Raw genomic sequence first — 25,024 nt, 5'->3', positions numbered from 1 at the left:
TCCGTCTTGCGTGCGCTCATGCCTGTGCTCCGGAGGTCAGCGCGGCGATCATCGCGTCCTGAGCGCGGCGCACCTCGACGATCTTCAAGCGCTCGTCGGGGGCGGCGTCGGCGAGCGTGATCAATTCGCCCTTGGCGACGGCGCGCGTCATCGTCGCGCCCTGAGCGAGGCCGATCGGCAGGGCCTTGCGGGCCTGCGCGTCGGCGCGGGAAAGGGCGAAGCCGCGATAGCCGTATTCGCCGATGGCATCGAGCGTCTCGCCGGCCGCGAGATCGCGCTTGGCGACGCAGCCGACCTCGGAGGTCGGCACCGGCAGCGGGCGCATATGGCTCTGGTTGAAGATGACGGCGGCAGCGGCCGAAAGCGGCACTTCCAGGCTCGTCAGGTGATAGGGCCGGAAGAAGGAGTAGTAGGGGCCGGGGCCGAGATGCAGGTCGCTCATCCGCTCACGGACGCGGGGATGGCGCATCTCGGCGATGGCGAAGACGCCGGGCGCCACGCCCTTGGCCACGGAGAAATCGACCACGCCCTTGTGCGAGAGGAGGCCGCCTTCTTCCTTCGGGCAGAAATAGTTCTGCAATTCGTCCTTCGGCGCGGCGGGGCCGTGCATGCCGGGGATGTCGGGGATGAAGCCGCAGGCATTGGCGATGGCGACCATCTCGACCATCGTCTTCGAGCCATCGACGAACTCGACGAGCATGCGCGGGTTCATGTTTCGGCGCTTGGCCTCGTCGACATAATCGGCCGGCACCGCGTCGATCCGGAAGGGGTTGTTCTTGCCCTTGCCGGCGGCGATGACCGGATAGCCCATGGCGCGGATGAAGTTGATCAGCTCCATCGCGGCGGCCGGTTCGTCCCCGGCGCCCAGGGTGTAGACCACGCCAGCCTTCGCCGCCTCGGCAGCGAGATACGAGCCGATGGTGATGTCGGCCTCGACATTCATCATCACGATGTGCTTGCGCGCGGCGATCGCCGTCAACGCCACCCGCGAGCCGGCTTCCGGATTGCCGGTGGCGTCGATGATGACGTCGACCGACGGCGAGCGGCAGATCAGATCGAGCGAGGACGTGGCGGCGATGTGGCCTCTGCGCCGGGCGGCGTCGAGCCCCGCCTCGTCAGAGACCGAAGCAACCTCGCCCTTGCGCCCGGCCAGCGCCGCGGCGTCCGAAATCCTGTCCGGCGCAATGTCGGCCACGGCCGCGATCTCGATTCCGGGCATCTGAGAGATCTGCACGACAATGTCGGTACCCATCTGGCCGGCGCCGATCAGGCCGACGCGAACGCGCTTCCCGGCTTTCTCGCGCAGGTCCAGGGCTTCGGCCAGGGAGAGCCCGACTGCTGGCGCGCCAAATGGCGGCGGCGGTTGAATGGCGGCCATGTTCCTCGAGTGCTCCCTTGGACATATGTTCTTTGGCCGGAACAAAAGGACAGGACATCTATTCTGTCAAGAGCACTTATGTTCGGGGCAGTTGCCTTTGATGCGCCGATGCTGCGATGCTGTGTGGGCGCGGTGGACGGTATGGCGGATTAGCAGTGCAAGACGCATTCGACGGGGGATCTGCTCAGGGCGAAGGACCGGTCGCGGAAACCAAGGTCCGCGCTGCCTGGCTGTATTATGTCGAGGGCTTGACCCAGGAGCAGATCGCCGAAGCGCTGGGCCTGAGCCGGGTCAAGGTCATCAGGATGCTGGCCGCGGCCCGAAACGACGGTATCGTCAAGATCAGAATCGACGCGCGCTCGGCCCGGCAAGCCGCGTTGGAACGCGGATTGGTGACCGCGCTCGGGCTCCAGGAGGCAGTCGTCGTACCTGCGGCACGCGACCCGGCGAGCGTGTCCTCTCTCGTTGGCTACGCTGCTGGTCTTTGGCTTTCAGACCGGATTGTCGACGGCATGTCGCTCGCCGTGGGCTGGGGACGAACACTGAGCCAAGCGCTCCGCGGCATTCAACCCCGTCAGATCGAGGCGATGTCAGTGGTGTCCCTGCTCGGCGGGCTGACCCATTCCCGCAGCATCAATCCTTCAGCGGTGGCGCGGCGCGTCGCCGATCTTTTCGGGGCCGATTGCTTTCAGCTCACCGCACCGGTCTTCGTGTCAGATGCCGAATTGCGGGAAGCACTGTGGCGCGAGCCGACATTGCGCGAATTGCGCGACCGGGCCAAAGCGGCCGATATCGCATTGGTCAGCGTTGGCGATGTCGCTGCCGGGTCGACGCTGTTTCGCGAGGGCCTGTTGCCGCAATCGGACCTGGCATCTCTGAAAGCGGCCGGAGCGGTCGGCGACCTTGTCTGCCATTTCATCGATGCCGAGGGGCAGTTGGTCGATCACCCCGTTAACCGGCGGGTCATGGCGGTGAGCCCTGCCGATCTCAGGGGGATCGGCCTAGTGGCCATCGCGGCGGGCGGCGCCGACAAGCAGGAAGCGATTCGCGCGGCTCTGCGGGCCAGCAATGCCAAGGTCCTCATCACCGATGAGAGCGCCGCAGAAGCGCTTCTGGCCAAGAGCACGGCGAGCAATACCGCCAAAGAGCGAATTCAGGCATAGGGAGTACACGATATGGCAACCAATTTCGAGCAATTCGCGCGAAATTCCCTCCAGTTTCGGCCGTCCGATATCCGCCTCGTTCTGGAGCGCGTGCATTCTCATGTCGTCAAGCCGCGCATGACACCGGAGGAGCTGCTCGAGGTTGTTCGCGGCCTGGGCTTTGAAACGGTCGAAGCGTTCGGAGATCGGATTGGCCTGGAACAGCGGACAGCCGAAAGCTGGGCGCGATACGGGCTTTCAAGGGATGCGGCGCAGCTCCTGCTGGCCCTGCTGAACTATCGCCAGCGTCTCCTCGACGCGATGGATGATTTCGAGAAGACGACGCAAATACCGTTGGATGGCTTTTTCGAAAACCAGCAGCTCCCATAGAGAAGATACTTGGGATTGAAGCGCGTATCCGATAGAAATTTGGATACGCAAACCCAAGGACGAGCACGGCAAGGTGCAGCGGCAGCTTGCTGCAGCTCCCTTCCGTTATCGAGAGAACGGTTCGCGAGATGTCGTGCCGGCAACGACGAGGACAACGAAAGGTTGGACCCTGCCGAAGGGCTGGCCGATCAAAAAATGACGGCATCTGAATCAGCCCTGCGCGATTCCTAGAGGACGTCGGCATGATAGGGCTGACCGGAAAAAATTCAGCGACTTGGCTGTGGCGCTCCCTAGGGGACTCGAACCCCTGTTTTCGCCGTGAGAGGGCGACGTCCTAGACCGCTAGACGAAGGGAGCAGCGCCGGTCGTGGGCGTTCTGTAGTCGGAGCACCGCGGCGCCGCAACTGCTTTTTTGCAGCTGTCCCGACAAAAATCATTGAGCCTGCCCGGCGGGTTCGACAGCCGCGGCGATAATCCGGACCTTTCCATGCGGATTGTGGCCAAGGTGGAGACGATCGGAACATCCCGCTCGGTTGCCGGCGCGACCGACGCGCTGCACCGACGAAAAGACGGCGCGGGCCGCGCGGGAAGCGGCCAGACAGGTCTTGCAAGCCTGCCGATGAAGCTGAAGACTGCCCCGGAGGAGCTTGGGGGAGCGTTTCGGTGGACGGGAGCGAGCAGCGACGACACCTGCCCTTCGCCGCGCTCCAGCGCAGCCGCCTGGCCTTTCGGGCCGGGCTCCGTGGCCTCATCTCGATCGTGTATCCTCCGGTCTGCATCGCCTGCCAGGCCGCGACCGGCGAGGCGCAGGCGCTCTGCGCGGCCTGCTGGGGCAGCATCGGCTTCATCGAGCGGCCCTATTGCGAGCGGCTCGGCACGCCCTTCGCCGTCGATCTCGGTCCCGGCCTGCTTTCACCGACCGCGATCGCCGACCCGCCGGTCTTCACGCGGGCCCGCGCCGTCTGCCGCTTCGACGGTGCGGCGCGCGAACTGGTGCATCGCCTGAAATATGGCGACCGCATCGAATTGTCCCTGACACTCGGGCGCATGATGGCGCAGGCAGGCCGCGAGCTCCTCGGCGAGGCCGAGATCGTCGCGCATCCCGCTCCACCGCACGCGACTCTGGAACCGGCGCTTCAACCAGGCAGCCACGCTGGCCGGCATCGTCGCGCGCCAGGGGAAGCTTCCGCTCGCGCCAGAGCTGCTCGCCCGCGTCAAGCGCACGCGCCAGCAGGTCGGGCTCACCCGCGCGCAGCGCGCCGACAACCTGCAGGGCGCGTTCAGGGTGCCGGCCGGGATGCGCCCGCAGGTCGAGGGCCGGCGCGTCCTCCTCATCGACGACGTGCTGACCACAGGCGCGACCGCCAATGCCGCAGCCCGGGCATTGTTGCGGGCCGGCGCCCGCGAAGTCGACATCCTGACCTTCGCGCGGGTCGTGACGGATGGCCGGGAAGGCACTACATGAGGGCTCAGCATCTTATCGAGAGTCCTCAGCCAATGCCGCCGGTCACGATCTACACCACCTCCTGGTGCCCCTATTGCAAGGCGGCCAAGACCCTGCTGACCCGAAAGGGCGTCGCCTTCTCGGAGATCGATGTCGACGGCCAGCCGGAACTGCGGCAGGCAATGACTGCCCGGGCCGGCGGGCGCACTTCGGTGCCGCAGATTTTCATCGGCGAGCGCCATGTCGGCGGCTCCGACGACATCCACGCGCTCGATGCCCGCGGCGAACTCGACAAGCTGCTCGCGGCCTGAAGCACAGGGCCTCGACGGCCCTGCCAAGCCCAGCCTGCGACGCCCCTTGCGTGCCCATTTGCCTTGGTGGCGCGACGCCACCATCTAAGATGACATGATCCGCTACACCCTCATCTGCGACAACGGCCACGAATTCGACAGCTGGTTCCCATCCTCGGCCGGGTTCGAGGACCAGGCGAAGCGCGGCTTCGTCAGCTGCCCGATCTGCAACAGCACCAAGGTCGAGCGCGCGATCATGGCGCCCAGTGTCGCGCGCACCGATCTCGACGCACGCGCGGCCGAGCCTGCACCGGAAGCTTCTGCGCCCGCGGCCGCGCCGCCGGCCCCGGTCGCGCTGATGAGCGACAAGGAGAAGGCTTTCCGCGAGATGCTGACGGCGCTGCACCAGCATGTGCATGAGAATGCCGAGCATGTCGGAGAGCGCTTCGCCGACGAGGCGCTGAAGATCCATCATGGCGAGGCGGAATCCCGCGCCATCTATGGCGAGGCGACGGCCGAAGACGCCCGCGCGCTGCATGAGGAGGGCGTCGACTTCCTGCCGCTGCCGCGCTTGCCCGGCACGCGGAACTGAAGCCTCCAGCCGGCGCGACACGCGCCTCGTTCCCGCCACAAGCGCGCCACGAATAAAAATTCGGGACCCGGGACGCCCGGTTTTGCGTTCTATGGCAAAGCGTTAAATCAAGGGCCGGCGGAAGGAGACATCCGTCGGCGGAAGCTTTGCGCGCCTCGGCCCTTCCTTCCCGGATTAACTTTCTGTTAAGTGTTTCGGGTTTCTTTGCCGGTGATCCCGGTGCGCCCCCCGGCTGCCCATGATCCCGAACTCAGGAGGTTGCCGCATGAAGCGGGCCGCGATCGCTGCGCATGGTCTCCGTTCCGACGGGGTTTTCCGGTACGGCGGACGTGGATCTATCCCGATTCTGATGGCTCTCCTCGCGCCGGCGCTGGGCGCCTGCAGCATGTCGCCGGTCGAGACCGCCGCGGTCTCTGCGCCGGCGACGAAGGAGCCGACCGCCGCGCGCAAGCGCGCCGTCGCTCTGGCCAAGGCCGATCCGCGCGAGAAGGAATGCCTCGTCCGCGCGATGTATTTCGAATCGAACCGGTCGAGCGAAGCCGGCCTGCTCGGCGTCGGGACGGTGGTGATGAACCGGGTCGAATCGGCGCGCTACCCTGAGACCATCTGCGGCGTGGTCGGGGCACCCCGCCAATTCGCGTCCGGCGTCCTGACGCGCCCGATGCCGGAAAAAACCCTGCCGAAGATCGAGGCGATCGCGGAAGACATCCTCAACGGCCGCCGGAACGAGTCGGTCGGATCGGCCAAGCACTTCCATATGGCTGGCATGCGCTTCGGCTACGCCAACATGCGTTACGTGACCGTGGCCGGCGGCAACGCCTTCTATCTCAAGGGCGAGCGCCCCGAGCGCAGGCGTATCGAGGAGCCGACGATCCAGCTCGCATCGGCGTCGACCTCCGCACCCCTCGCGACCTCTTCCTCGACGGTCTCCACGTCCTTCGCATCGGCGCCGCTTGCCTTCGCTCCCGAGACGGCGGCACCCAAGCTCGTTACGTTCCAGACACCGGCTGTCATGCTCGTCAAGAACGCGCCGCTGCCGCCGGGCCGGCCGCTCGATCTCGATCTGCCGAAAGCCTCCATCCGCGCCTTCGTCGTGCCTCCCAAGGCCGACAATCGCCTGGCGCTGCTGCCGGATTCCGAGATCAGGGGCAGCCTTTCCTCGCGATAGGCATCGGGACCAGCGCAGCCCTGCGCGCGCCCGTACCGACGCCCGGATTGCGTCCGCCTAACGTCGAAGAGGACATCGTCGAGGCTCTGGCGTTATCTTCGCCGCAGTGCAACATTCAGATTGCTCTGCAATACGGGGAGACGCCATGACCGCGACCAAGCTTGGCGGCCACCAGACGGGCCAACGCGACAAGCCCTGGATCTTCCGCACCTATGCGGGCCATTCCGACGCGGCTGAATCCAACCGGCTCTACCGGACCAATCTCGCCAAGGGCCAGACCGGCCTTTCCGTGGCCTTCGACCTGCCGACGCAGACGGGCTACGATCCGGACCACGTGCTGGCGCGTGGCGAGGTCGGCAAGGTCGGCGTGCCCGTGAGCCATCTCGGCGACATGCGGGCGCTGTTCGACCAGATCCCGCTGGCGCAGATGAACACATCGATGACGATCAACGCGACGGCCGCCTGGCTGCTCTCGCTCTACATCGCCGTCGCCGACGAGCAGGGGGCCGACCGCAAGCTGCTGCAGGGCACGACGCAGAACGACCTGGTGAAAGAGTATCTCTCGCGCGGCACCTATGTCTTCCCGCCGCGCCCCTCGATGCAGCTCACCACCGACATCGTCGTCTTCACTGCCAGCGAGCTGCCGAAGTGGAACCCGACGAATGTCTGCTCCTACCATCTGCAGGAGGCCGGCGCCTCGCCGGTGCAGGAGTTGTCATTCGCGCTGGCGACGGCCATCGCCCTGCTCGATTCCATCCGCGCCCGGCCCGAGGTCTCGGCGGAGGAGTTCCCCGGCACCGTCGGGCGCATCTCCTTCTTCGTGAATGCGGGGATGCGCTTCGTCACCGAGCTCTGCAAGATGCGGGCTTTCGTCGAGCTCTGGGACGAGATCACGCTTGGCCGCTACGGCGTCGCCGACGAGGCGATGCGGAGGTTCCGCTATGGCGTGCAGGTCAATTCGCTGGGGCTGACCGAGCCGCAGCCGGAGAACAACGTCTACCGCATTCTGATCGAGATGCTCGCCGTGACGCTGTCGAAGAAGGCGCGCGCGCGGGCCGTGCAGCTGCCCGCCTGGAACGAGGCGCTCGGCCTGCCCCGCCCCTTCGACCAGCAATGGTCGCTGCGCATGCAGCAGGTTCTGGCCTATGAGACCGATCTGCTGGAATTCGGCGACATCTTCGATGGTTCGACCGCGATCGACGCCAAGGTCCGCGAACTCAAGGAAGCGGCGCTGGAGGAACTCGCCAAGATCGACGACATGGGCGGCGCGCTCGCCGCCGTCGAGACCGGCTATATGAAGCAGGCGCTGGTGGAGAACGGCGCCCGTCGCATCGAGGCGATCGAGCGCGGCGAGCAGGTCGTCGTCGGCGTCAACAAGTTCACCAACAGCGAGCCTTCCCCGCTCTCGGCCGGCGACAGCGCCGTCGTCACCGTGCCGGATTCGGTCGAGAGCGAGGCGGTTGCCCGGCTCAAGGCCTGGCGCTCGGCGCGCGATGCCAAGGCTGCCGAGACGGCGCTGACCGAGCTTGCGGCGAGCGCACGGGAGGGCCGCAACGTCATGCCGGCCTCGATCGCCTGCGCCAAGGCCGGCGTCACGACCGGCGAATGGGCGCAGACCCTGCGCGAGATCTTCGGCGAGTACCGTGCGCCGACCGGCGTCGACACCACGAAGCTCGGCGACGCCACCGGCCTCGCCACGGCGAAGGCGGCCGTGGAGAAGGCGACGGAGCGGCTCGGCCGCCCGCCGCGCTTCCTCGTCGGCAAGCCCGGCCTCGACGGGCACTCGAACGGCGCCGAGCAGATCGCCGTGCGCGCCCGCGACGCCGGGATGAGCGTCAGCTATGGCGGCATCCGCCAGACGCCGGAGGAGATCGTCAGCGAGGCCAGGGAGCAGCAGGCCGACATCATCGGGCTCTCGATCCTCTCCGGCTCGCATCTGCCGCTGGTGCGCGACGTTACGGCGCGCCTGCGCGTTGCCGGCATGAACGTGCGCCCGGGTCAAGCCCGGGCATGACGCGAGGGGGTCAAACCATCCCCACGCTCTTCAACTGCTGATAGGCCTTCAGAATCTCCTGAAGCGTGCCTTCGCGCGAACGGTCGCCGCCATTGGCATCCGGGTGGAAGCGCTTCACCAGCTCCTTGTAACGCGCCTTGATCGCGGCTGAATCAGCGGTGTCGTCGAGGCCGAGCGTATCGAGCGCCTTGCGCGCGACGATGCCGACGCGCGATTCCGGTTGCGCGGCCTGCTGCTTGTTGCGGGCGCCGAAGAGGTTGAAGGCGTCGTTCATGTCGGCGCCTGCCTCGCCGTTCGCCGCACGGCCGCGCTGCGACATCCGCGCCGCCTTGGAGTTGACGCCGAGCTTCCAGGTCGGCCGGTGGCCGATCTCTTCCTGCTTCTGGTAGGCAGCGAGCGCGTCGTCGTCCATGCCGGCGAAGTAGTTGTAGGTCGCGTTGTAGGCCTTCACATGCTCCATGCAGAACAGGAAGAACTGGCCCTCGCGGCCGCGCCCCTTCGGCGCACGGAACTCGCCGCCCCGCGCGCAGCCCGGATGGTCACAGCGTGGCGCATCGCCGTCCACGGTCGCTTCGGCCTCGGAAGAGCCGATCCTGATGCTGTCGAAAAGGCGCGAGTTGATGTTCATCGTCGACGGTTTATGAGACGCAGGGTTCGGGCCGGCAAGTGCGATGCAGCGCACCGCCGAACCGACAGGACAATCATCGCAACGGTGGCACGATCWTGACCGCAATCGCTGAAAGAATCACGCGAAAGCTGACCGAGGCCTTTGCGCCACAGGAATTGAAGGTGATCGACGAGTCGCACCAGCATCAGGGGCATGGCGGCTGGCGCGAGGGCGGCGAGACTCACTTCCGCGTCAATATCGTATCAGAGGCCTTCGCCGGCAAGAGCCGGCTCGAGCGCCACCGCCTCGTCAATGCGGCGCTGGCGCAGGAGCTGGAAGACCGTGTCCACGCGCTTGCCATCGCCGCGAAGGCGCCGGGCGAGGCCTGAGCACTCATGCCTTTGCCGGCTTGGGCGGCGCGAGCGCGTAGATCGCGACCGAGACCAGCAGCAGGACGGCGAAGGCCCAGTGCAGATTGGCGAAGGTCGCGGCGGCATCGAGCCCGGCCGCGCGCTGCTCGGCGATGAACCAGCCGGAGGCCGACTGCACCGCCGCGGCGCCGGCGATGAAGAGGAAGTTCACGAAGGTCATGCCGCGCCCGATCAGATGCTCGGGGAAGAACTGCCGCGCATGCGCCATCAGGATCGCATAGGTGAAGCCTGCCGCGCCGATCAGCGAAAACAGCGCCACCGCCGTCAGATGCGAACTCTGCCCGCTCAGCGCCAGCAGGACGAAACCGAGTGCGGTCACGACCGTTCCCCAGGCGACGATCGCCTTGGCTCGGCCGGTGCGGCTTTCCAGCCAGCCATAGATGAAGGCGCCGACGATCATCGCCACCGCCATGATCGTCGCGGCATGGCCGGCCGAAACGGCGTCGAAGCCGTGGACCTGCGTCATGAAGGGAGCAATCCACAGCCCGCGCGCCGTGGCGACGATGGCGTAGCCGGTGATGGTCAGCGGCGCGAGCAGCCAGAGCGGCCTGAGCGCCAGGATGCTGGCGAGTCCCTGCAACAGCCCTTCGTCCGGCGCGGCCGAGGCCGGGCGTGGCGGCGGGTCACGCACGAGCATCACGGCCAGAACGGTCGCGGCCAGGAAAGCCGCGGCCATCGCCATCATCGACGCCCGCCAGCCGAAATGCGCCGCGGCGATGGCGAGCGGCCCGGCCCCGACGATATTGCCGAGCGAGCCCAGCGCGATGAACAGCGAGGTCAGCAGCCCGAAGCGGGCAGGCGCGGCTGTGCGGGCGAAAAGGAAGAGCGACGACATGAAGATCGGCGAGCAGCCTATTCCGATCAGCGCCATCGCAATGCCAGCCGACATCGCGCCGCCCGCCTGGGCGAACAGAAAGGCTCCCGCCGAGCCGATCGCCATCGCAACCGCCACTGTCCGGCGCGGCCCGACCCGGTCGAGCGCCCAGCCGACGGGGAACTGCGCCAGCGCAAAGGCGATGAACCAGGCGGCGCCGAGCTGGCCGAAGGCAGCCGGGCCGATGCCGAGATCGCCCATCACCGGCCCGGCGATCACGCTCAGGAAGGAGCGGTAGAAGATCGAGAGGATATAGGCCGGCAGAAGCGCGATGAAGACGGTCACGTTGGGGTATCCGCTTTGGCTGCTAAGCCGGTGACGCCCGGCTCGCCCGGAACCACACGCCATCCCCGGTTCGACCCGGTATCCATGCCCGAGCACCGCCGAAGCAGGTTCAGGCATGGATCCCGGCTCTTCGCTTCGCTACGGCCGGGATGACGCAAACTTCCGGGCGGACCGAACAAGCACCTGCCCGAGGTGACTCACTTGATCCGTTCGAGCACGGAGACGTAGTTCGCGACTGCCGCCCCGCCCATGTTGAAGATGCCGCCGAGGCGGGGATCGCTGAGCTGCATGCCTTCCGGCGCCTCGCCGGTGAGCTGCATGGCCGAGAGCACATGCATCGAGACGCCGGTCGCGCCGATCGGATGGCCCTTGGCCTTGAGACCGCCGGAGACGTTGACCGGCAGCTTCCCGTCCTTCTGCGTCCAGCCTTCCTTGATGGCGCGGGCGCCGTCGCCTTCCTTGGTCAGGCCCATCGCCTCGTATTCGATCAGCTCGGCGATGGTGAAGCAGTCATGCGTCTCGACGAAGGAGAGGTCGTCCAGCGTGACGCCGGCCTGAGCCAGTGCCTTCTGCCAGGCGAGCGCCCCGCCTTCGAACTTCAGGATGTCGCGCTTCGACATCGGCAGGAAGTCCTGGACATGGGCCATGCCGCGGAAACCGACGGCACGGCGCAGTTGCAGCGCGGTCTCCTCATCGGCCAGCACGAGCGCAGCGGCGCCGTCCGAGACCAGCGAGCAGTCGGTGCGCTTCAGCGGCCCGGCGACATAGGGGTTCTTCTCGCTTTCCTCGCGGCAGAAGGCGTAGCCGAGATCCTTGCGCATCTGCGCATAGGGGTTCTCGACGCCGTTCTTGTGGTTCTTGGCCGCGATCATCGCGAGCGCGTCGGACTGGTCGCCGTGACGCTGGAAATAACCGGCGGCGATCTTGCCGAAGACGCCGGCGAAGCCGCCCTGCGTCTCACCCTCCTCGGGCAGATAGGAGGCTTTCAGCAGGTTCTTGCCGATCTCGGGACCGGGCGTCTTGGTCATCTGCTCGACGCCGACGACGAGGACGATCTTGGCGGCACCGGTCTTGATCGCGCGCACGCCCTGATGCACGGCGGCGGAGCCGGTGGCACAGGCGTTCTCGACACGGGTCGCGGGCTTGAAGCGAAGGGCCGGATCGGCCTGAAGCACCAGCGAGGCGGTGAAGTCCTGGGCCGAGAAGCCGGCGTTGTAGTGGCCGAGCACGATCTCATCGACCTGGTCGGCGGTGATGCCGGCATCGACCAGCGCGTCGGTCGCAACCCGCACGATCAGGCTTTCGACGGTTTCGGCATCCTGCTTGCCGAACGGCGTATGCGCCCAGCCGACGATTGCAGCGCTCATGACGGTTCTCCCTATAATGTGTAGCTACACGTTATCTTGGCAGCCTTGCGCCGTCCGGCAAGCCCGTATCCTTGCATGATCGCCGTGCGCGGATCGGCTGGCTAGCTCTGCCTCCAGCACTAGCCGCCCCCAACACTCACTGCAATGCCACCGAGAGCAGCAGCCCCACGCCGCCGACGATCATCGCCATGCCCAGCATCTCGCGCCAGCTGGTGCCTTCGGAAAAGAGGCGGCGCGAGGCAATCTGCGCCAGCGGCACCTCGATCAGCGCCAGGGTGCGGACATTGGCGGCCGTGGTCAGCGAGAAGCCGATGAACCAGAACTGCGAAGCGGCGGCTCCGAGGAAGCCGGCGGAGAGCGAGCGGCGCCAGTTCTTGAGGCTCCGGAACAGGGCCTCGCGATTGGCGGCGAGCAGGTAGACCGTGAGGATCAGCGTCTGCAGGCCGAGGCCGAGCACGAGAATGGTCGAGGCGCGGATCAGGAAGCCGCCCTCCGGCAGTGCCTGGATGCCGCCACGGAAGCCGATCGCCGACAGTGCGAAGAAGGCGCCCGAGACGATGCCGAGCACGGCCGGGCGCAGGCCGGCGCGGGTCAGCTTCTCGCCGGGCTTCCAGGACACGACGATCACGCCGGCCGTCGCGATCGCGATGGCGAGGAATTTCAGCGGCGTCAGCGCATCGCCGAGCAGAGCCGCGCCGAACAGCGCCACCTGCACCGGCTCGGTCTTGGTGTAGGCGGTCGTCACTGCGAAAGAGCGCTCCCGCATCGCCGCCAGCATCAGCGCCGTCGCCGCGATCTGTGCGAGCGCGCCCCAGAGCGTATAGCCGAGCGAAGCCGTGCCGACGGCCGGCGGCAGGCGCTCGAGGCCAATGCAGGCCAGGATCAGGAACAGTACCGCGAAAGGCAGGCCGAAGAGGAAGCGCACCTGCGTGGCACCAACGACTCCGATGATATCGGTGAGGGAGCGTTGCGCCAGATTGCGGGCAGTCTGCAGCAGCGAGGCGAGAATCGTCGCCGGAATCCAGAGAAGGCCGAAAGCCACGGTAAACTCCGGGAAAGAATGAGCGCCTAGGGTTGCTTGCAGCTTTTGAACCGACGCCCCCGTCTAGGCAAATCGCTCGGCAGAGGGTAGGTATGCATCTGCTGGCTGGCGACTGCGTCGGCCGTCTCGAAAATGCCGCATGCGTCGCGTTGAAAGCTGCGCGTCCCGCTTGGTCCAGACTGCCCGCCTCCTCTTCGTCCCGCCAGTTTCATCCAGACAGGTTCAAAGCCCGCCCGATGACCCCCTCCCGCTTTGCCGCCGCCCTCGCCCTCAGCTTCGTCGCAACGGGCCCCGCCCTCGCCGGCGCGAGTCTGGTCGTCGATGCCGCGAGCGGTGCAGTGCTCTCCAGCGAGAACGCGACGCAGGCCTGGCGGCCGGCCTCCACCACCAAGATGATGACGATCTATCTCGCGCTGAAGGCCGTGCGGGAAGGACGCCTCGGACTGGAGACCGCGATCCCGGTTTCGAAGCTCGCCGCCAGCCAGCCGCGCGTGAAGGTCTATGCCCGGCCCGGGCAGGAGATCACGCTCGACAACGCGCTGCGCATCATGATGGTGAAGTCGGCCAACGACATCGCCTATGTCGTGGCCGAGGGCGTCGGCGGCGATGTCCCGACCTTCGTCGGCATGATGAATGCCGAGGCCCAGCGCCTCGGCATGCGGGACAGCAATTTCGTCAATCCCAATGGCTGGGACCATCCCGACCAGCAGACCAGCGCGCGTGACCTCGCCGTGCTCGCCATGGCGCTGATGCACGACTTCCCGCAGTATTCGGACTACTGGAACACCTCGGCCGTCCAGCTCGGCAAGCAGGTGATGCAGAACACCAATGGCCTGGTGGGCCGCTATGCCGGCATCGAAGGCATGAAGACCGGGTTCACCTGCGCCTCGGGCTTCAACGTCGTCGCGACGGCCAGCCGCGGCGGCAAGACCCTGATCGCCGTGGTGCTCGGCTCGGTTTCCGGCGTCGAGCGCACCGTCAAGGCCGCACAGCTCCTCGACGACGGCTTCAGCCGTTGGGGTGGAGGAGGCCTCACTGTCGCTTCCATGTCGCCCAGCGGCACGCGCGCCCCCAACATCTGCGACGATGTTCGCCATCGCGGCGGCGGCGTGGCGCTGGCCGACGATGCCGATATCTCCGGTCCGCTCACCGCGTCCGCAGCCGCCGGCGGCAATGATTCCGATGGCGGCCGGTTCGGCACCTTCGCGACCCAGTCGGCAGGCCCGGTCGCGACACGCTCGCCGCGCGGGCGTATCGTTCTCGGCCAGCGCGCGCAGGTCGCGCCGATTCAGGTCTCCTTCGGCCGCACCGCGGGCTCCGCTGCTGCTCCGCTGGCCGCCAACGCCACGGCCCAGCCGGAGTCGCGCGTCGCGCGCGGCACGGCCCCGACGATCGAGCCGGGCGCACCCGTTACCGCCGGACTCGCCATGCCGCCCCGCCGCACGGCGTCGAGCAATGGCGCGATCCCGCGCGGCACCACGGCCTTCGCCCCGGCCGACGCCCCGATCCAGCCGTCCTCCGATGCGTTCGAGGCCGGCCCGCTGCGGCTTCAGGGCGCGGTCCAGCGCGGTGCGGCGAATGCCGCGAGCCTGCGTGCGGGCGCTGCCGCCGGCATCAAGCCCGCTCCCCGCAACGCCAAGGCGCAGGCGGCCAAGCCCCAGCCAGCAAAGACCCCGGCAGCCAAGCCCCAGTCCGGCAAGGCGCCCGCCAGCACGAGCGCATTGCCCAAGCCGCGGCCATCGCAGGCCGCCGCGAAGCCGCAGGCCGACAAGCCCGCGGCCAAGGCGAAGGCCAAGCCCGCCAGCGACGCCTGAGGCCTGATTGGACGCGGGGCCGGCCAGCGCACGCCAGGGTTTGCTGCTGGCTTTTGCCTCGGCAGCCGCCTTCGGCACCAATATCGTCAGCGCGCAGATCGCCGGGCAGGCCGGCCTCAGCGGCCCGTTGCTCGTCTTCTACCGCGTCCTGCTGATGCTGATCCTGGTCGGCGGTGCGGCGCTGGCCTGGCGCAGTTCCCTCAGTCTCACCCGCGACGAACGGCAGCCCGTCCTGCTCTTCGGTCTCGCGACCGCGCTGGTCGGCACCGCCTATCTCTCCTCGGTCAGCTTCGTGCCCGTCTCGGTCGCGGCCGTGGTGTTCTACACATTTCCGATCCTGATCGTGCTGACCGAGCCGCTGTTCACGCCAGCGCCATTCCGGGTCGACCGGTTCGCTGTCGCGCTCCTGGCCTTTCTCGGCGTCGCGCTGGTCGTGGGCCCCGATCTGCAGGGGCTCGATCCGCGCGGGCTGGCCCTCGCCTTCATCGCCAGCCTCAGCGCCACCGCGCAGTTCTTCGCCGCCGCACGCTGCGCCCAGGTCGCGACGCTGCCGAAGCTGTTCTGGTCGCATATCGTCATCCTGCCGGTGACGCTGGCGATCCTGCTGATCACCGGCGGCTTGCTGCCGCCGCAGACCTTCCTGCTCGCGCCGATCGCCGTCGCCGTCACCTATGGCGGCTACATCATCGGCTTCCTCTTCCAGATCCTGGCGCTCGCCCGCATTGCGCCCGGGCCGGCCGGCCTTGCCTTCTGCGCCGAACCGGTCTTCGCTGTGGCGATCGCCGCCATCGTGCTCGCCGAGCGGCTCGGTCCGCTGCAATATGCCGGCGGCGCCCTTGTCATCGTCGCGCTGGTCATTAATGTAATAGTAGAACATTCGAGGCGGGCCGTGGTGCCTGCCTAGAAGCTGGAGCGCCCTGCGTCCCGAAACGCATCGTGGCGATCCAGCCCTTTGACGAAGCATCGGATTTTCCCGGAGGGTGGGTTCCATCTTTCGGTCCGATGCCCTGAGACCGGACGACTGATCATGACCGGCGCCAACGCCCGCCCCGCTCCCATTCCGCTGACGCTGCTCACCGGCTTCCTCGGCGCCGGCAAGACGACGCTGCTCAACCGGCTGCTGAAGGACCCGGCGCTCGCGGACACCGTTGTGCTCGTCAACGAGTTCGGCGAGGTCGGGCTCGACCACCTGATGGTGGAAGGCGTCGAGGAGAACATGATCCTCCTCGAATCCGGCTGCCTGTGCTGCACCATCCGGGACGACCTCATCGTGACGCTCGAGGATCTGCTGCGCCGGCGCGACAATGGCCGGATCGGCGCCTTTTCGCGCCTGGTCATCGAGACGACCGGCCTCGCGGACCCGGCGCCCATCCTCAACGTGCTGATCAACCACCCGTATCTCGCCATGCGCTTCCAGCTCGACGGCGTCGTCACACTCGTCGACGCGGTCAACGGCATGGCGACGCTCGATGCCCATGAGGAGGCGCGCCGGCAGGTCGTCGCCGCCGACAGGCTTATCCTGACCAAGACCGACCTCGCAGGCTCGGCCAATGCGCTGCGCGCACGCCTCGCCGCTCTCAATCCGGGTGTCGAGATCCTCCTTCCGGATGCGGCGGCAAGCGCGCTGATCGGTGCAGGCCTCTACGATCTGGCGCGACGCCCGGCGGCGCTACGCCGCTGGCTGGCGGAAACCGAAGTTCCGGATCACCGCCACGGCCATCATCACCACCATGATCATGGGCACGGGCATCACCATCACGGAGAGGATCCGCATGACGTCAATCGTCACGACGAGGCAATCCGTGCGTTCGCGCTGACGGCCGACCGACCTGTCGCCCGAAGCACTTTCGATCTGTTCTGGACCCTGCTGCGCTCGCTCCATGGGCCGCGCCTGCTACGGCTGAAAGGTCTGGTCGACGTGGCCGAGCAGCCGGGGCGTCCGCTGCTCGTGCACGCCGTGCAGCAGATCCTGCACCCGCCCGTCACGCTCGACTCCTGGCCTGATGCCGACCGGCGCTCTCGCCTTGTCCTGATCGTCAAGGACGTCGACGTGGAGACCGTTCAGCGCCTGTGGTCGGCCTTCCTCGGTCAACAGGCGGAGCGCGCCGGAACTGCGCGCTCCTAGATCGTATTTTCTTAACGCGGACCGGTATCCACCTCGCTCGAGAATGTTCTGACACGTCCGCTGCGGCCCGCTTCTTGAACCCGCCCTCCTGCATGGCGAGGCACAAGCCTGTGTCTCGCCATTCCGGTACAGCCTTGCACCGGAACGATACATCGGGAGCGGGACCGGATGAGCGAGTTCATAGCCCTGGCTGGCATGGGCGGCACGGCGTCGATGGTGCCCGCCGGCCGGCGATCGCACCCCGGCACTGCCGTCCACTGCGAAATCCGTCCGCTCGCCTCCTGTGACGGGATCGCTGCGGAATGGGCAGATCTCGCAGCGCGCGCGATCGAGCCCAACCCCTTTCTCGATCCCGGATTCGCGCTCACGGCGGCCCAGCATCTCGTCTCGTTCCGCGACGTCGCGCTCATGCTCCTCTGGCAGGGCGAGGCCGAACGGCAGCCGCGCCGGCTGATCGGCCTCGTGCCGTTCCGCCGACGCCAGCGCTTGTTCGCAGCCGAGGCTCTCGACGAATTCGCCGATCCCCGCCTGTTCAACGGCACGCCCCTGATCGACAGCACCTTCATGGCGCCGGCCCTGTCGGCGCTGCTCCGCGCCTGGCGCCGGGAAGCGGGGCCGACCGCCGGCCTGACCTTCCCGGCCGTCGATCCGGCCGGACCGTTCGCAGCGGCGCTCATCCGCATCGCCCGCCGGCACGGCTTTGTGGCGGACTGGCAAGGTCTCGGCATGCCTGGTCCGCAGCTGGCGGACATGGCCGTCGTCGCAGAGGCACGGACGGCTTTGGAGGCGCAGGGAACGCTGCGCCTGGAGAAACCGTCGACCCTCGCCGACCGGCGCGACGCCGTCGAGATGCTCCTTGCGCTCGAAGCCTCGGGCCGGCGCGGGCAGACAGGCCGCGCAACCCTTCAGGACATCCGTGAGGCCGCCTTCCTGCGCAGCATGACCCGCAGCCTCAGCCGGCAGAAACTTTGCCGGATCGCGCTGCTGATGCTGGACGAAAGGCCTATCGCGGCCGCACTGACGCTCGGCCGCGCTCCGACGAACTGGCTCTATCTGGCGGCCGGCGACGACAGTCTGGCTCCGGCCGAGCCGCTGGCGCTGCTCCTGGCGATGATGAACAAGGCGGCTCCCGCACGACAGATCAGGCTGGCCGGCGGCCTGCGGATCTTCGGAGCCGAGAGCGACGGCTTCGGCACGCTTCGTCTCAGCCATCGACGGGCCGGCACTCCGGCCGATCTGGCAGCCCGCATCCAGCGCCGGATCGGCCAGTCGCTGTTCAGAACCCGTTCCGATCAGCCTGCGACGCAAGCTGATCGGTAAAGCGCCTGCGGTTTGAAGTGAGAGACAGATTCGCCGATCAGGTTGCCTCAACCTGATCGGATCCGGCTCTAAGCCTCGGCCCGCAGCACACGGCGGATGATCTTGCCCGTCGTGGTCAGGGGCAATTCGCCGCGAAACGCGATCTCGCGCGGATATTCATGTGCCGAGAGCCGTGAGCGCACGAAGTTCTGAAGCTCGGAGACCAGCGACGGCGAGCCGTCCCGACCCGGTTTCAGCACGATGAAGGCCTTGACGATCTCGGTGCGCAGCACGTCGGGCTTCCCGACCACCGCAGCGAGCGAAACCGCAGGATGCTTCAGCAGGCAATCCTCGATCTCGCCCGGCCCGATACGATAGCCGGAAGAGGTGATGACATCGTCGTCGCGGCCGATGAAACGGACATAGCCATCGGCATCCTGCACGCCCTCGTCGCCGGTGATCATCCAGTCGCCGACGAACTTCGCCGCCGTCGCCTCCGGGTTGCGCCAATATTCGAGGAACATCACCGGGTCGGGGCGGCGCACGGCGATCTGCCCCTCCTCTCCCGGCGCGCAGATCGAGCCGTCCGGCCGGATGATCGCGACGTCATGCCCTGGAACCGCCTTGCCGATCGAGCCGGGCCGGCTCACGCCGATGGCGGCGCTGGAGGCGAGCACGAGATTGCATTCGGTCTGGCCATAGGCCTCGTTGATCGTAAGACCCAGCGCCTCGCGCCCCCAGGCCAGGGTCTCGGAGCCGAGCGCCTCGCCGGCCGCCGCGACCGTGCGCAGATTCAGCTGGTAACGCCCACGCGGACTGCCGGCGCCGCGCAGCATCCTCAGCGCCGTCGGCGGCACGAAGGCGTTGCGGATGCCGAGGTCCTGGATCAGGCGATAGGCCTCGTCCGGCTCGAAGCGCGTCACCGGCCGGGCGACCACCGCCACGCCGAAATGCAGCGCCGGCAGCAGCATGTTGAGCAACCCGCCTGCCCAGGCCCAGTCGGCCGGCGTCCAGGCGAGGTCGCCGGGCTGCGGCATGAATTCGTGCGGCATCTGCACGCCCGGCAAATGGCCGGGCAGAACGCGGTGGCCGTGCAGCGCGCCCTTCGGATTGCCCGTCGTGCCGGAGGTATAGATCATCAGCGCCGGATCGTCCGGAGTGGTCTCGACCGGCGTGAAATCGGGGCTGCCCCCGGCGAGGAGATCGTTCCACCCCTCCGCGCCGCGCCCCGGCCCGTCGGTCGAAACCCGCAAAGCGAGTTCAGGCAGGGACTGCGCGATCTGGCTGAGCTTGGCGAGGCCGGCTTCGTTGGTCATCACGACCTTCGCGCCGGAATCCTCCAGCCGGTAGGCCAGCGCATCGACACCGAACAGCGCCGCCAGCGGCACGGCGATGGCGCCGAGCTTGTAGGCGGCGAGATGGGCGGTCAGCACCTCCCGCCCCTGCGGCAGCAGGATCGCGACCCGGTCGCCACGGCCGACGCCGCGGGCGCGCAGGGCATTGGCGAGACGGTTGGAATGCTCGCGGAACCAGCCGAAGCTGACCGGCGTCACGCGCCAGTCCTGCGAAACCTCGATGATGGCGGACCGCTCCGGCGCGCTCGCCGCCCAGCGGTCGCAGACGTCGACGGCGATGTTGTAGCGATCCGGAATGCGCCAGCGGAAAGCGTCACGCGATGCGGCGTAGTCGGTCAGGGCTGGCAATATCAAGAGATAGAGGTCCGGTGGGAGGCGCGGCACGATAGGCAGGCGCTCAGCCCCTGTCACCTCCCCCCGGCGCGGCCTTTCCGTGCGTCATGATGCGCTCAGAACATGCGTTCGCCGGCCGGCGGCAGGAATGCCTCCGAAAATGCATCGCCCGCGCGCGCCTTGTCCCGGAAGCTTCCCGCCAGGGTGAGCTGATCCAGCGCCCGCGACCAGCGCTCGGCATCGATCCCGCCCAGGCCGTGCGCCCGCACATAGGGCGTCAATACGTTCCGCTCGTTGACCATGCCGAGCTTCTCGCGCTCGATCTCGAGCTGAGCGTCCTCGTTGCGGCGAACCACCAGTTGCGCGCTGGCGCCGGGGTTCGTGACGGTATCGCGGACCCCGTGCATGACCGCGCGCACCAGACCGCGCACCGCATCCGGCTTGCCGGCGGCGAACTTGGCGGCCACGATGACCGCGCTGCCGTAGAGCACGAGGCCGTGGTCGGCCATGTCCATCAGCACGATATCTTCGGCCGGCACGCCGCGCCCCTTGAGGGAAACATAGGTCGACGCGCCGAAGCCAAAGGCGGCATCGAGTTCCCCGGAGGCCAGCATCGGCTCCCGCACCGGAAGACCCACGATCTCCAGCTTGATCTTGCTGTCGTCGATCTTGTTCAGGCTCTTGAAGATCGGCCACTGCGCAAAGCTGGCATCGGTGCTCGCCGTGCCCAGCTTGCGGCCCTCCAGGCTCACCGGCTCAGCCGTGATGCCCCGGCTCTTGCGGCCGACGAGTGCGAAGCCCGGCCGATCGTGCATGATCATCACCGCCGTCAGATCGGCGCTCGGATTCTCGTCGCGGAAGCGGATCAGCGCGTTGACGTCGCCGAAGCCGGCATCCTGCGCGCCGGTCGCCAGTCGCTGCAGCATGGGACGCGAGCCGCTGCCCGGCTCGATGGTGACATCGAGCCCTTCCGCGCCGAAATAGCCCTTGTCCTGCGCGACCAAGAAGGGTGCCGCCAGCCCATCGAAACGCCGGTCCAGAGCGAAGCGTATCGGGGTATTGCCCTGCGCCCGGGCAGCGCCGCCGCCAGCGATACAGGCAGCCACAGCGCCGACCGCCAGCTGCCCGAACCCGCGCCGACACAGGACTGGGGAACGAGGGGGCGGAACGATGGGCATGGCAGGCCTCCGGGCGCCTTGCTGACCGCGATACGGCATCTCCGTATCGTCCACGCTTCTTGACATCATAAGATGTTGAAATGGCGTCAACGCGGCAGAGGTTTCGTCACAACGGCAGCGCACCGTCAGTCTTGACCTCCTCCATCACTGCATAAGTCCGCGTCTCGCGCACCGCCGGCAGCGCCAGCAGCACCTCGCCGAGGAAGCGGCGATAGGCGTTCATGTCGGCGACGCGCGTCTTGACCAGATAGTCGAAGCCGCCCGCGACCATGTGRCATTCGAGAACCTCGGGCGCCCGCTTCACCGCTGCGGCGAAGCGTTCGAAGGCGTCGGGCGTCGTCTTGTCGAGATAGACCTCGACGAAGACGAGCAGATGCAGGCCGAGCTTCATCGGATCGAGCGTGGCGCGATAGCCGGTGATGTAGCCGTCGCGCGTCAGCCGCTTCAGGCGCTCGCCCGTGGCGGTGGGAGAAAGCCCGACCTTCTCCGCAAGCTCGACGCCGGCGATGCGACCATCGCCCTGCAGCAAAGCGAGGATACGGCGGTCCGTCCTGTCGAGCATGATAAATCTCTATTGAGTCGCCATTTGACTGAGATTTATACTGGAACGGGAGAGGAAATGCCAATTGATATGCGGTCTATGATCCATCATCCTTCAGATAATCCAGCCTGATCCATTCCGGAGCCCTCCATGGCCGCCTCTGCCCCGCGTACCGCCATGCCGCCTTTCCGCGCACCCTTCGCCGAGGATGATGGTGCCATCGCCGGCCGGCTGCTTGCCGCCGCGCGCCGCGACCCCGCGGCCAAGGCGCGGATCGACGCGCGTGCGACCGGGCTGATCGAGGCGATCCGCACCCGCAAGGTCGGGCTTGGCGGCATCGAGGAATTGCTGCGCGAGTATTCGCTCTCCACCAAGGAGGGCCTCGCGCTGATGGTGCTGGCGGAGGCGCTGCTGCGCGTGCCGGACGCCGCCACCGCCGACCGGCTGATCGAGGACAAGCTCGGCCAGGGCGATTTCGCCCATCACGAATCGAAGTCAGACGCCTTCCTGGTCTCGGCTTCGGCCTGGGCACTCGGAATCACCGCCCGCGTCATCCAGCCGGGCGAGACGCCGACGGGCATCGTCAGCAGCCTCGCCAAGCGCCTGGGCGTACCGACCGTGCGTACCGCGACCCGCCAGGCGATGCGCGTCATGGGCAACCATTTCGTGCTCGGCCAGACGATCGAGGAGGCGCTGAAGCGCGCCCGCTCCGGCACCGGCAAACTCTACCGCTATTCCTTCGATATGCTCGGCGAAGGCGCGCGCACTCAGGCCGATGCCGACCGCTATTTCGCCTCCTACGCTGCCGCGATCGACGCCATCGGCCGCTCGGCCGGCAACGACAAGCTGCCCAATCGCCCCGGCATCTCGGTCAAACTCTCGGCGCTGCATCCGCGCTATGACGCCACCAACCACGAGCGCGTGCTTTCCGAGCTCGTGCCGAAGGTCGTCGACCTCGCCCGCCAGGCCAAGGGCTACGACCTCAACTTCACCATCGATGCCGAGGAGGCCGACCGGCTCGAACTCTCGCTCGATGTCATCGACGCGATCTTCGCCGATCCGTCGCTCGATGGCTGGGACGGTTTCGGCCTCGCCATCCAAGCCTACCAGAAGCGCGCCTCGGCCGTGATCGACCATATCGGCCGGCTGGCGGAGACCTATAACCGGCGCATGATGGTGCGGCTGGTCAAGGGCGCCTATTGGGACACCGAGTTGAAGCGCGCCCAGGAGCGCGGCCTGGCCGACTACCCCGTCTTCACCCGCAAGGCGATGACGGATCTGAACTACGAGGCCTGCGCCGCGCAGCTCCTGAAGCTCAGGCCCCGCATCATCCCGCAATTCGCCACGCATAATGCGCTCACCGTCGCGGCCGTCGCGGAGATGGCCGGAGATGCCGAGGGCTTCGAGTTCCAGCGCCTGCACGGCATGGGCGAAGCGCTCTACGAGAAGCTGCTGCGCGAGAACGAAGGCTATGCCTGCCGCACCTATGCGCCGGTCGGCGGCCATCAGGATTTGCTCGCCTATCTCGTCCGCCGCCTGCTCGAGAATGGCGCCAACTCCTCCTTCGTCAGCGCCTCCGGCGACCCCGACGTTCCGGTCTCGCAGCTCCTGCTACCGCCGGCCGATATCATCGGCACGCCGGGTGCCGCGCGTCACCGCCGCATCCCGCTTCCGGCCGATCTCTATGGCCCGTCGCGCAAGAACTCGGCCGGCACCGAGCTCGGCCATGAGGCCAGCCTCGACGCGCTGGTGAAGGAGATCGCGGCGGCGAAGAGCTTCCCGGACGCCGCGCCGATCATCGACGGCAAGCCGCAACCGGGCGCGACCCGCGACGTGCGCTCGCCGATCGACAACAAGCCGATCGGCAAGGTCACCGAAGCCGATGCGCCGACGGCCGAGCGCGCCCTGCTGGCCGCGAAGGCCGGCTTCCGCGCCTGGAGCGAGACGCCCGCCCGCATCCGCGCTGCGGCCCTGCGCAAGGCGGCCGACATCATGGAGGCCCGCCGCGGCCTGCTGATCGCGCTGCTGCAGTGCGAGGCCGGCAAGACCATCGACGACGCCATTTCCGAGGTGCGCGAGACCGTCGATTTCTGCCGCTACTATGCCGCGCAGGCCGAGGAGCAGTTCGCCACCCCGACGATGCTGCCCGGCCCGACCGGCGAGGAGAACCGGCTGATCCTGCGCGGACGCGGCGCCTTCGTCTGCATCGCGCCCTGGAACTTCCCGCTTGCGATCTTCACCGGCCAGGTCGTCGCCGCGCTCGTCGCCGGCAACAGCGTCGTCGCCAAGCCGGCGCCGCAGACGCCGATCATCGCGACCGTCGCGGTGAAGATCCTGCACGAGGCCGGCGTTCCGGTCAGCGCGCTGCATCTCGTGCCGGGCGGCACCGAGGCCGGTGCGGCACTGGTCGCGCATAAGGATGTCGCCGGCGTCGCCTTCACCGGCTCGACCGCCACTGCGCGCGGCATCAACCGGGCGCTCGCTGCCAAGGACGGCCCGATCGTGCCGCTGATCGCCGAGACCGGCGGCCTCAACGCCATGATCGTCGACGCCACCGCCCTGCCCGAGCAGGTCAGCGACGACGTCGTGATGTCGGCCTTCCGCTCGGCCGGGCAGCGCTGCTCGGCGCTGCGCCTGCTCGTGGTGCAGGACGATGTCGCCGACAAGATGATCGAGATGATCGAGGGCGCCACCAAGGAGCTCAAACTCGGCGATCCCCGCAAGCTCGACATCCATATCGGCCCGGTGATCGACGCCGCCGCCAAGCAGCGCCTCGACACCCATGTCGCCGCGATGCGCCAGCAGGGCCGCGTCGCCTGGTCCGGGCAGGCGCCCGATCTCGGCGGCACCTTCATCGCGCCGCATGTCATCAAGCTCGACCGCGTGAGCGACCTCACCGCCGAGCATTTCGGCCCGATCCTGCATGTCGTGCGCTGGAAGGCGGGCGAGCTCGACAAGGTGATCGACGAGATCGACGCCACCGGTTACGGGCTGACGCTCGGCGTCCACTCGCGCATCGAGACGACGGTCGAGCGCGTGGCGGAGCGCCTCTCGACCGGCAACATCTATGTGAACCGCAACATCATCGGCGCGGTGGTCGGCGTGCAGCCCTTCGGCGGCCATGGGCTGTCGGGCACCGGCCCGAAGGCCGGCGGCCCGCACTACCTCTCGCGCTTCGCCACGGAGCAGACGGTGACGATCAACACCGCGGCGGCCGGCGGCAATGCCAGCCTGATCGCGATGGGCGAGTGAAGCGAGGGGCCATTCGGCCCCTCCTTGAGCATTTCCGCGCTTCTCCGAAACGTGGAAATGCCCAAGATTCTTGTTCTATCGCATTTTCTTCACGCGAACCCGT

20 protein-coding genes, 1 tRNA gene and 1 pseudogene are annotated in these 25,024 nt (G+C 67.6%); 13 read left to right on the top strand and 9 right to left on the bottom strand.

Going from position 1 to position 25,024, the window contains the following annotated elements; all coding sequences use genetic code 11:
• Positions 1-16: 16 nt before the first annotated feature.
• The gene (locus AB4Z10_RS21265) at positions 17-1,378 is read right to left on the bottom strand and encodes an NAD(P)H-dependent oxidoreductase (protein WP_441472373.1); all 1,362 of its coding nucleotides are present in this window, start codon (positions 1,376-1,378) and stop codon (positions 17-19) included.
• 155 nt (positions 1,379-1,533) lie between these two features.
• Here AB4Z10_RS21265 and AB4Z10_RS21260 point away from each other — a divergent pair, with 155 nt between their 5' ends.
• Positions 1,534-2,541, top strand: a complete 1,008-nt coding sequence (locus AB4Z10_RS21260; protein ID WP_441472372.1) for a sugar-binding transcriptional regulator — start codon at positions 1,534-1,536, stop codon at positions 2,539-2,541.
• A 12-nt stretch (positions 2,542-2,553) separates the two neighbouring features.
• Entirely contained in the window at positions 2,554-2,910 is a 357-nt protein-coding gene (locus tag AB4Z10_RS21255) for a hypothetical protein (protein WP_441472371.1), read from the top strand.
• Between the two features lie 281 nt (positions 2,911-3,191).
• On the opposite strand, the gene AB4Z10_RS21250 is transcribed toward AB4Z10_RS21255, so the two are convergent.
• A tRNA-Glu gene (locus AB4Z10_RS21250) sits at positions 3,192-3,267 on the bottom strand.
• 333 nt (positions 3,268-3,600) lie between these two features.
• Between AB4Z10_RS21250 and AB4Z10_RS21245 the strand changes: the two are divergent.
• From AB4Z10_RS21245 to AB4Z10_RS21225, 5 genes and pseudogenes are all read left to right on the top strand, one after another.
• Positions 3,601-4,375: pseudogene (locus AB4Z10_RS21245) on the top strand (ComF family protein).
• 32 nt (positions 4,376-4,407) lie between these two features.
• Positions 4,408-4,665, top strand: coding sequence for a glutaredoxin 3 (gene grxC, locus AB4Z10_RS21240; protein ID WP_441472370.1), 258 nt, complete (start codon positions 4,408-4,410; stop codon positions 4,663-4,665).
• A 94-nt stretch (positions 4,666-4,759) separates the two neighbouring features.
• Positions 4,760-5,236, top strand: a complete 477-nt coding sequence (locus AB4Z10_RS21235) for a DUF1178 family protein (RefSeq protein ID WP_441472369.1) — start codon at positions 4,760-4,762, stop codon at positions 5,234-5,236.
• Between the two features lie 349 nt (positions 5,237-5,585).
• Positions 5,586-6,404, top strand: a complete 819-nt coding sequence (locus AB4Z10_RS21230; RefSeq protein WP_441472368.1) for a cell wall hydrolase — start codon at positions 5,586-5,588, stop codon at positions 6,402-6,404.
• Between the two features lie 145 nt (positions 6,405-6,549).
• A complete protein-coding gene (locus tag AB4Z10_RS21225; RefSeq protein ID WP_441472367.1) occupies positions 6,550-8,418 on the top strand; it encodes a methylmalonyl-CoA mutase family protein in 1,869 nt (622 codons plus the stop codon).
• A 10-nt stretch (positions 8,419-8,428) separates the two neighbouring features.
• On the opposite strand, the gene AB4Z10_RS21220 is transcribed toward AB4Z10_RS21225, so the two are convergent.
• Positions 8,429-9,046 carry a J domain-containing protein gene (locus tag AB4Z10_RS21220; protein ID WP_441472366.1) on the bottom strand — a complete coding sequence of 206 codons (618 nt, stop codon included), beginning with the start codon at positions 9,044-9,046 and terminating at the stop codon, positions 8,429-8,431.
• A gap of 104 nt (positions 9,047-9,150) precedes the next feature.
• Here AB4Z10_RS21220 and AB4Z10_RS21215 point away from each other — a divergent pair, with 104 nt between their 5' ends.
• Positions 9,151-9,414 carry a BolA family protein gene (locus AB4Z10_RS21215; RefSeq protein WP_441472417.1) on the top strand — a complete coding sequence of 88 codons (264 nt, stop codon included), beginning with the start codon at positions 9,151-9,153 and terminating at the stop codon, positions 9,412-9,414.
• A 4-nt stretch (positions 9,415-9,418) separates the two neighbouring features.
• Here AB4Z10_RS21215 and AB4Z10_RS21210 read toward each other — a convergent pair whose 3' ends face one another.
• From AB4Z10_RS21210 to AB4Z10_RS21200, 3 genes are all read right to left on the bottom strand, one after another.
• Positions 9,419-10,615 (bottom strand): MFS transporter, encoded by a 1,197-nt coding sequence (locus AB4Z10_RS21210; RefSeq protein ID WP_441472365.1) that lies wholly within the window; start codon positions 10,613-10,615, stop codon positions 9,419-9,421.
• Between the two features lie 197 nt (positions 10,616-10,812).
• Complete coding sequence (locus tag AB4Z10_RS21205; RefSeq protein WP_441472364.1) at positions 10,813-11,982, bottom strand: acetyl-CoA acetyltransferase; 1,170 nt, start codon at positions 11,980-11,982, stop codon at positions 10,813-10,815.
• 136 nt (positions 11,983-12,118) lie between these two features.
• Positions 12,119-13,024, bottom strand: a complete 906-nt coding sequence (locus tag AB4Z10_RS21200; RefSeq protein WP_441472363.1) for an EamA family transporter — start codon at positions 13,022-13,024, stop codon at positions 12,119-12,121.
• A 236-nt stretch (positions 13,025-13,260) separates the two neighbouring features.
• Here AB4Z10_RS21200 and AB4Z10_RS21195 point away from each other — a divergent pair, with 236 nt between their 5' ends.
• The 4 genes from AB4Z10_RS21195 to AB4Z10_RS21180 all read left to right on the top strand — a co-directional run bounded on the left by AB4Z10_RS21195 (position 13,261) and on the right by AB4Z10_RS21180 (position 18,283).
• Positions 13,261-14,838 carry a D-alanyl-D-alanine carboxypeptidase family protein gene (locus AB4Z10_RS21195; RefSeq protein ID WP_441472362.1) on the top strand — a complete coding sequence of 526 codons (1,578 nt, stop codon included), beginning with the start codon at positions 13,261-13,263 and terminating at the stop codon, positions 14,836-14,838.
• A 7-nt stretch (positions 14,839-14,845) separates the two neighbouring features.
• Positions 14,846-15,742, top strand: coding sequence for a DMT family transporter (locus AB4Z10_RS21190; RefSeq protein WP_441472361.1), 897 nt, complete (start codon positions 14,846-14,848; stop codon positions 15,740-15,742).
• A gap of 117 nt (positions 15,743-15,859) precedes the next feature.
• Positions 15,860-16,963: a CobW family GTP-binding protein gene (locus tag AB4Z10_RS21185; RefSeq protein WP_441472416.1), complete on the top strand. Its 1,104-nt coding sequence runs from the start codon at positions 15,860-15,862 to the stop codon at positions 16,961-16,963.
• Positions 16,964-17,131: 168 nt separating this feature from the next.
• Entirely contained in the window at positions 17,132-18,283 is a 1,152-nt protein-coding gene (locus tag AB4Z10_RS21180) for a GNAT family N-acetyltransferase (RefSeq protein WP_441472360.1), read from the top strand.
• A 68-nt stretch (positions 18,284-18,351) separates the two neighbouring features.
• Here the strand turns inward: AB4Z10_RS21180 and AB4Z10_RS21175 are convergent, their stop codons facing one another.
• From AB4Z10_RS21175 to AB4Z10_RS21165, 3 genes are all read right to left on the bottom strand, one after another.
• Positions 18,352-19,968, bottom strand: coding sequence for an acyl-CoA synthetase (locus tag AB4Z10_RS21175; RefSeq protein ID WP_441472415.1), 1,617 nt, complete (start codon positions 19,966-19,968; stop codon positions 18,352-18,354).
• Positions 19,969-20,066: 98 nt separating this feature from the next.
• Complete coding sequence (locus AB4Z10_RS21170) at positions 20,067-21,056, bottom strand: ABC transporter substrate-binding protein (RefSeq protein WP_441472359.1); 990 nt, start codon at positions 21,054-21,056, stop codon at positions 20,067-20,069.
• A gap of 178 nt (positions 21,057-21,234) precedes the next feature.
• Positions 21,235-21,693, bottom strand: a complete 459-nt coding sequence (locus AB4Z10_RS21165) for an Lrp/AsnC ligand binding domain-containing protein (RefSeq protein ID WP_441472414.1) — start codon at positions 21,691-21,693, stop codon at positions 21,235-21,237.
• A 126-nt stretch (positions 21,694-21,819) separates the two neighbouring features.
• On the opposite strand from AB4Z10_RS21165, the gene putA reads away from it, so the two are divergent.
• A complete protein-coding gene (putA, locus tag AB4Z10_RS21160; RefSeq protein ID WP_441472358.1) occupies positions 21,820-24,921 on the top strand; it encodes a bifunctional proline dehydrogenase/L-glutamate gamma-semialdehyde dehydrogenase PutA in 3,102 nt (1,033 codons plus the stop codon).
• Positions 24,922-25,024 lie beyond the last annotated feature (103 nt).

The sequence above is a fragment of the Allobosea sp. RAF48 genome (genome assembly GCF_052114025.1).
In the GTDB taxonomy this organism is placed as follows: Bacteria; Pseudomonadota; Alphaproteobacteria; order Rhizobiales; family Beijerinckiaceae; genus Allobosea.
This window is presented reverse-complemented; position numbering and strand designations above follow the sequence as displayed.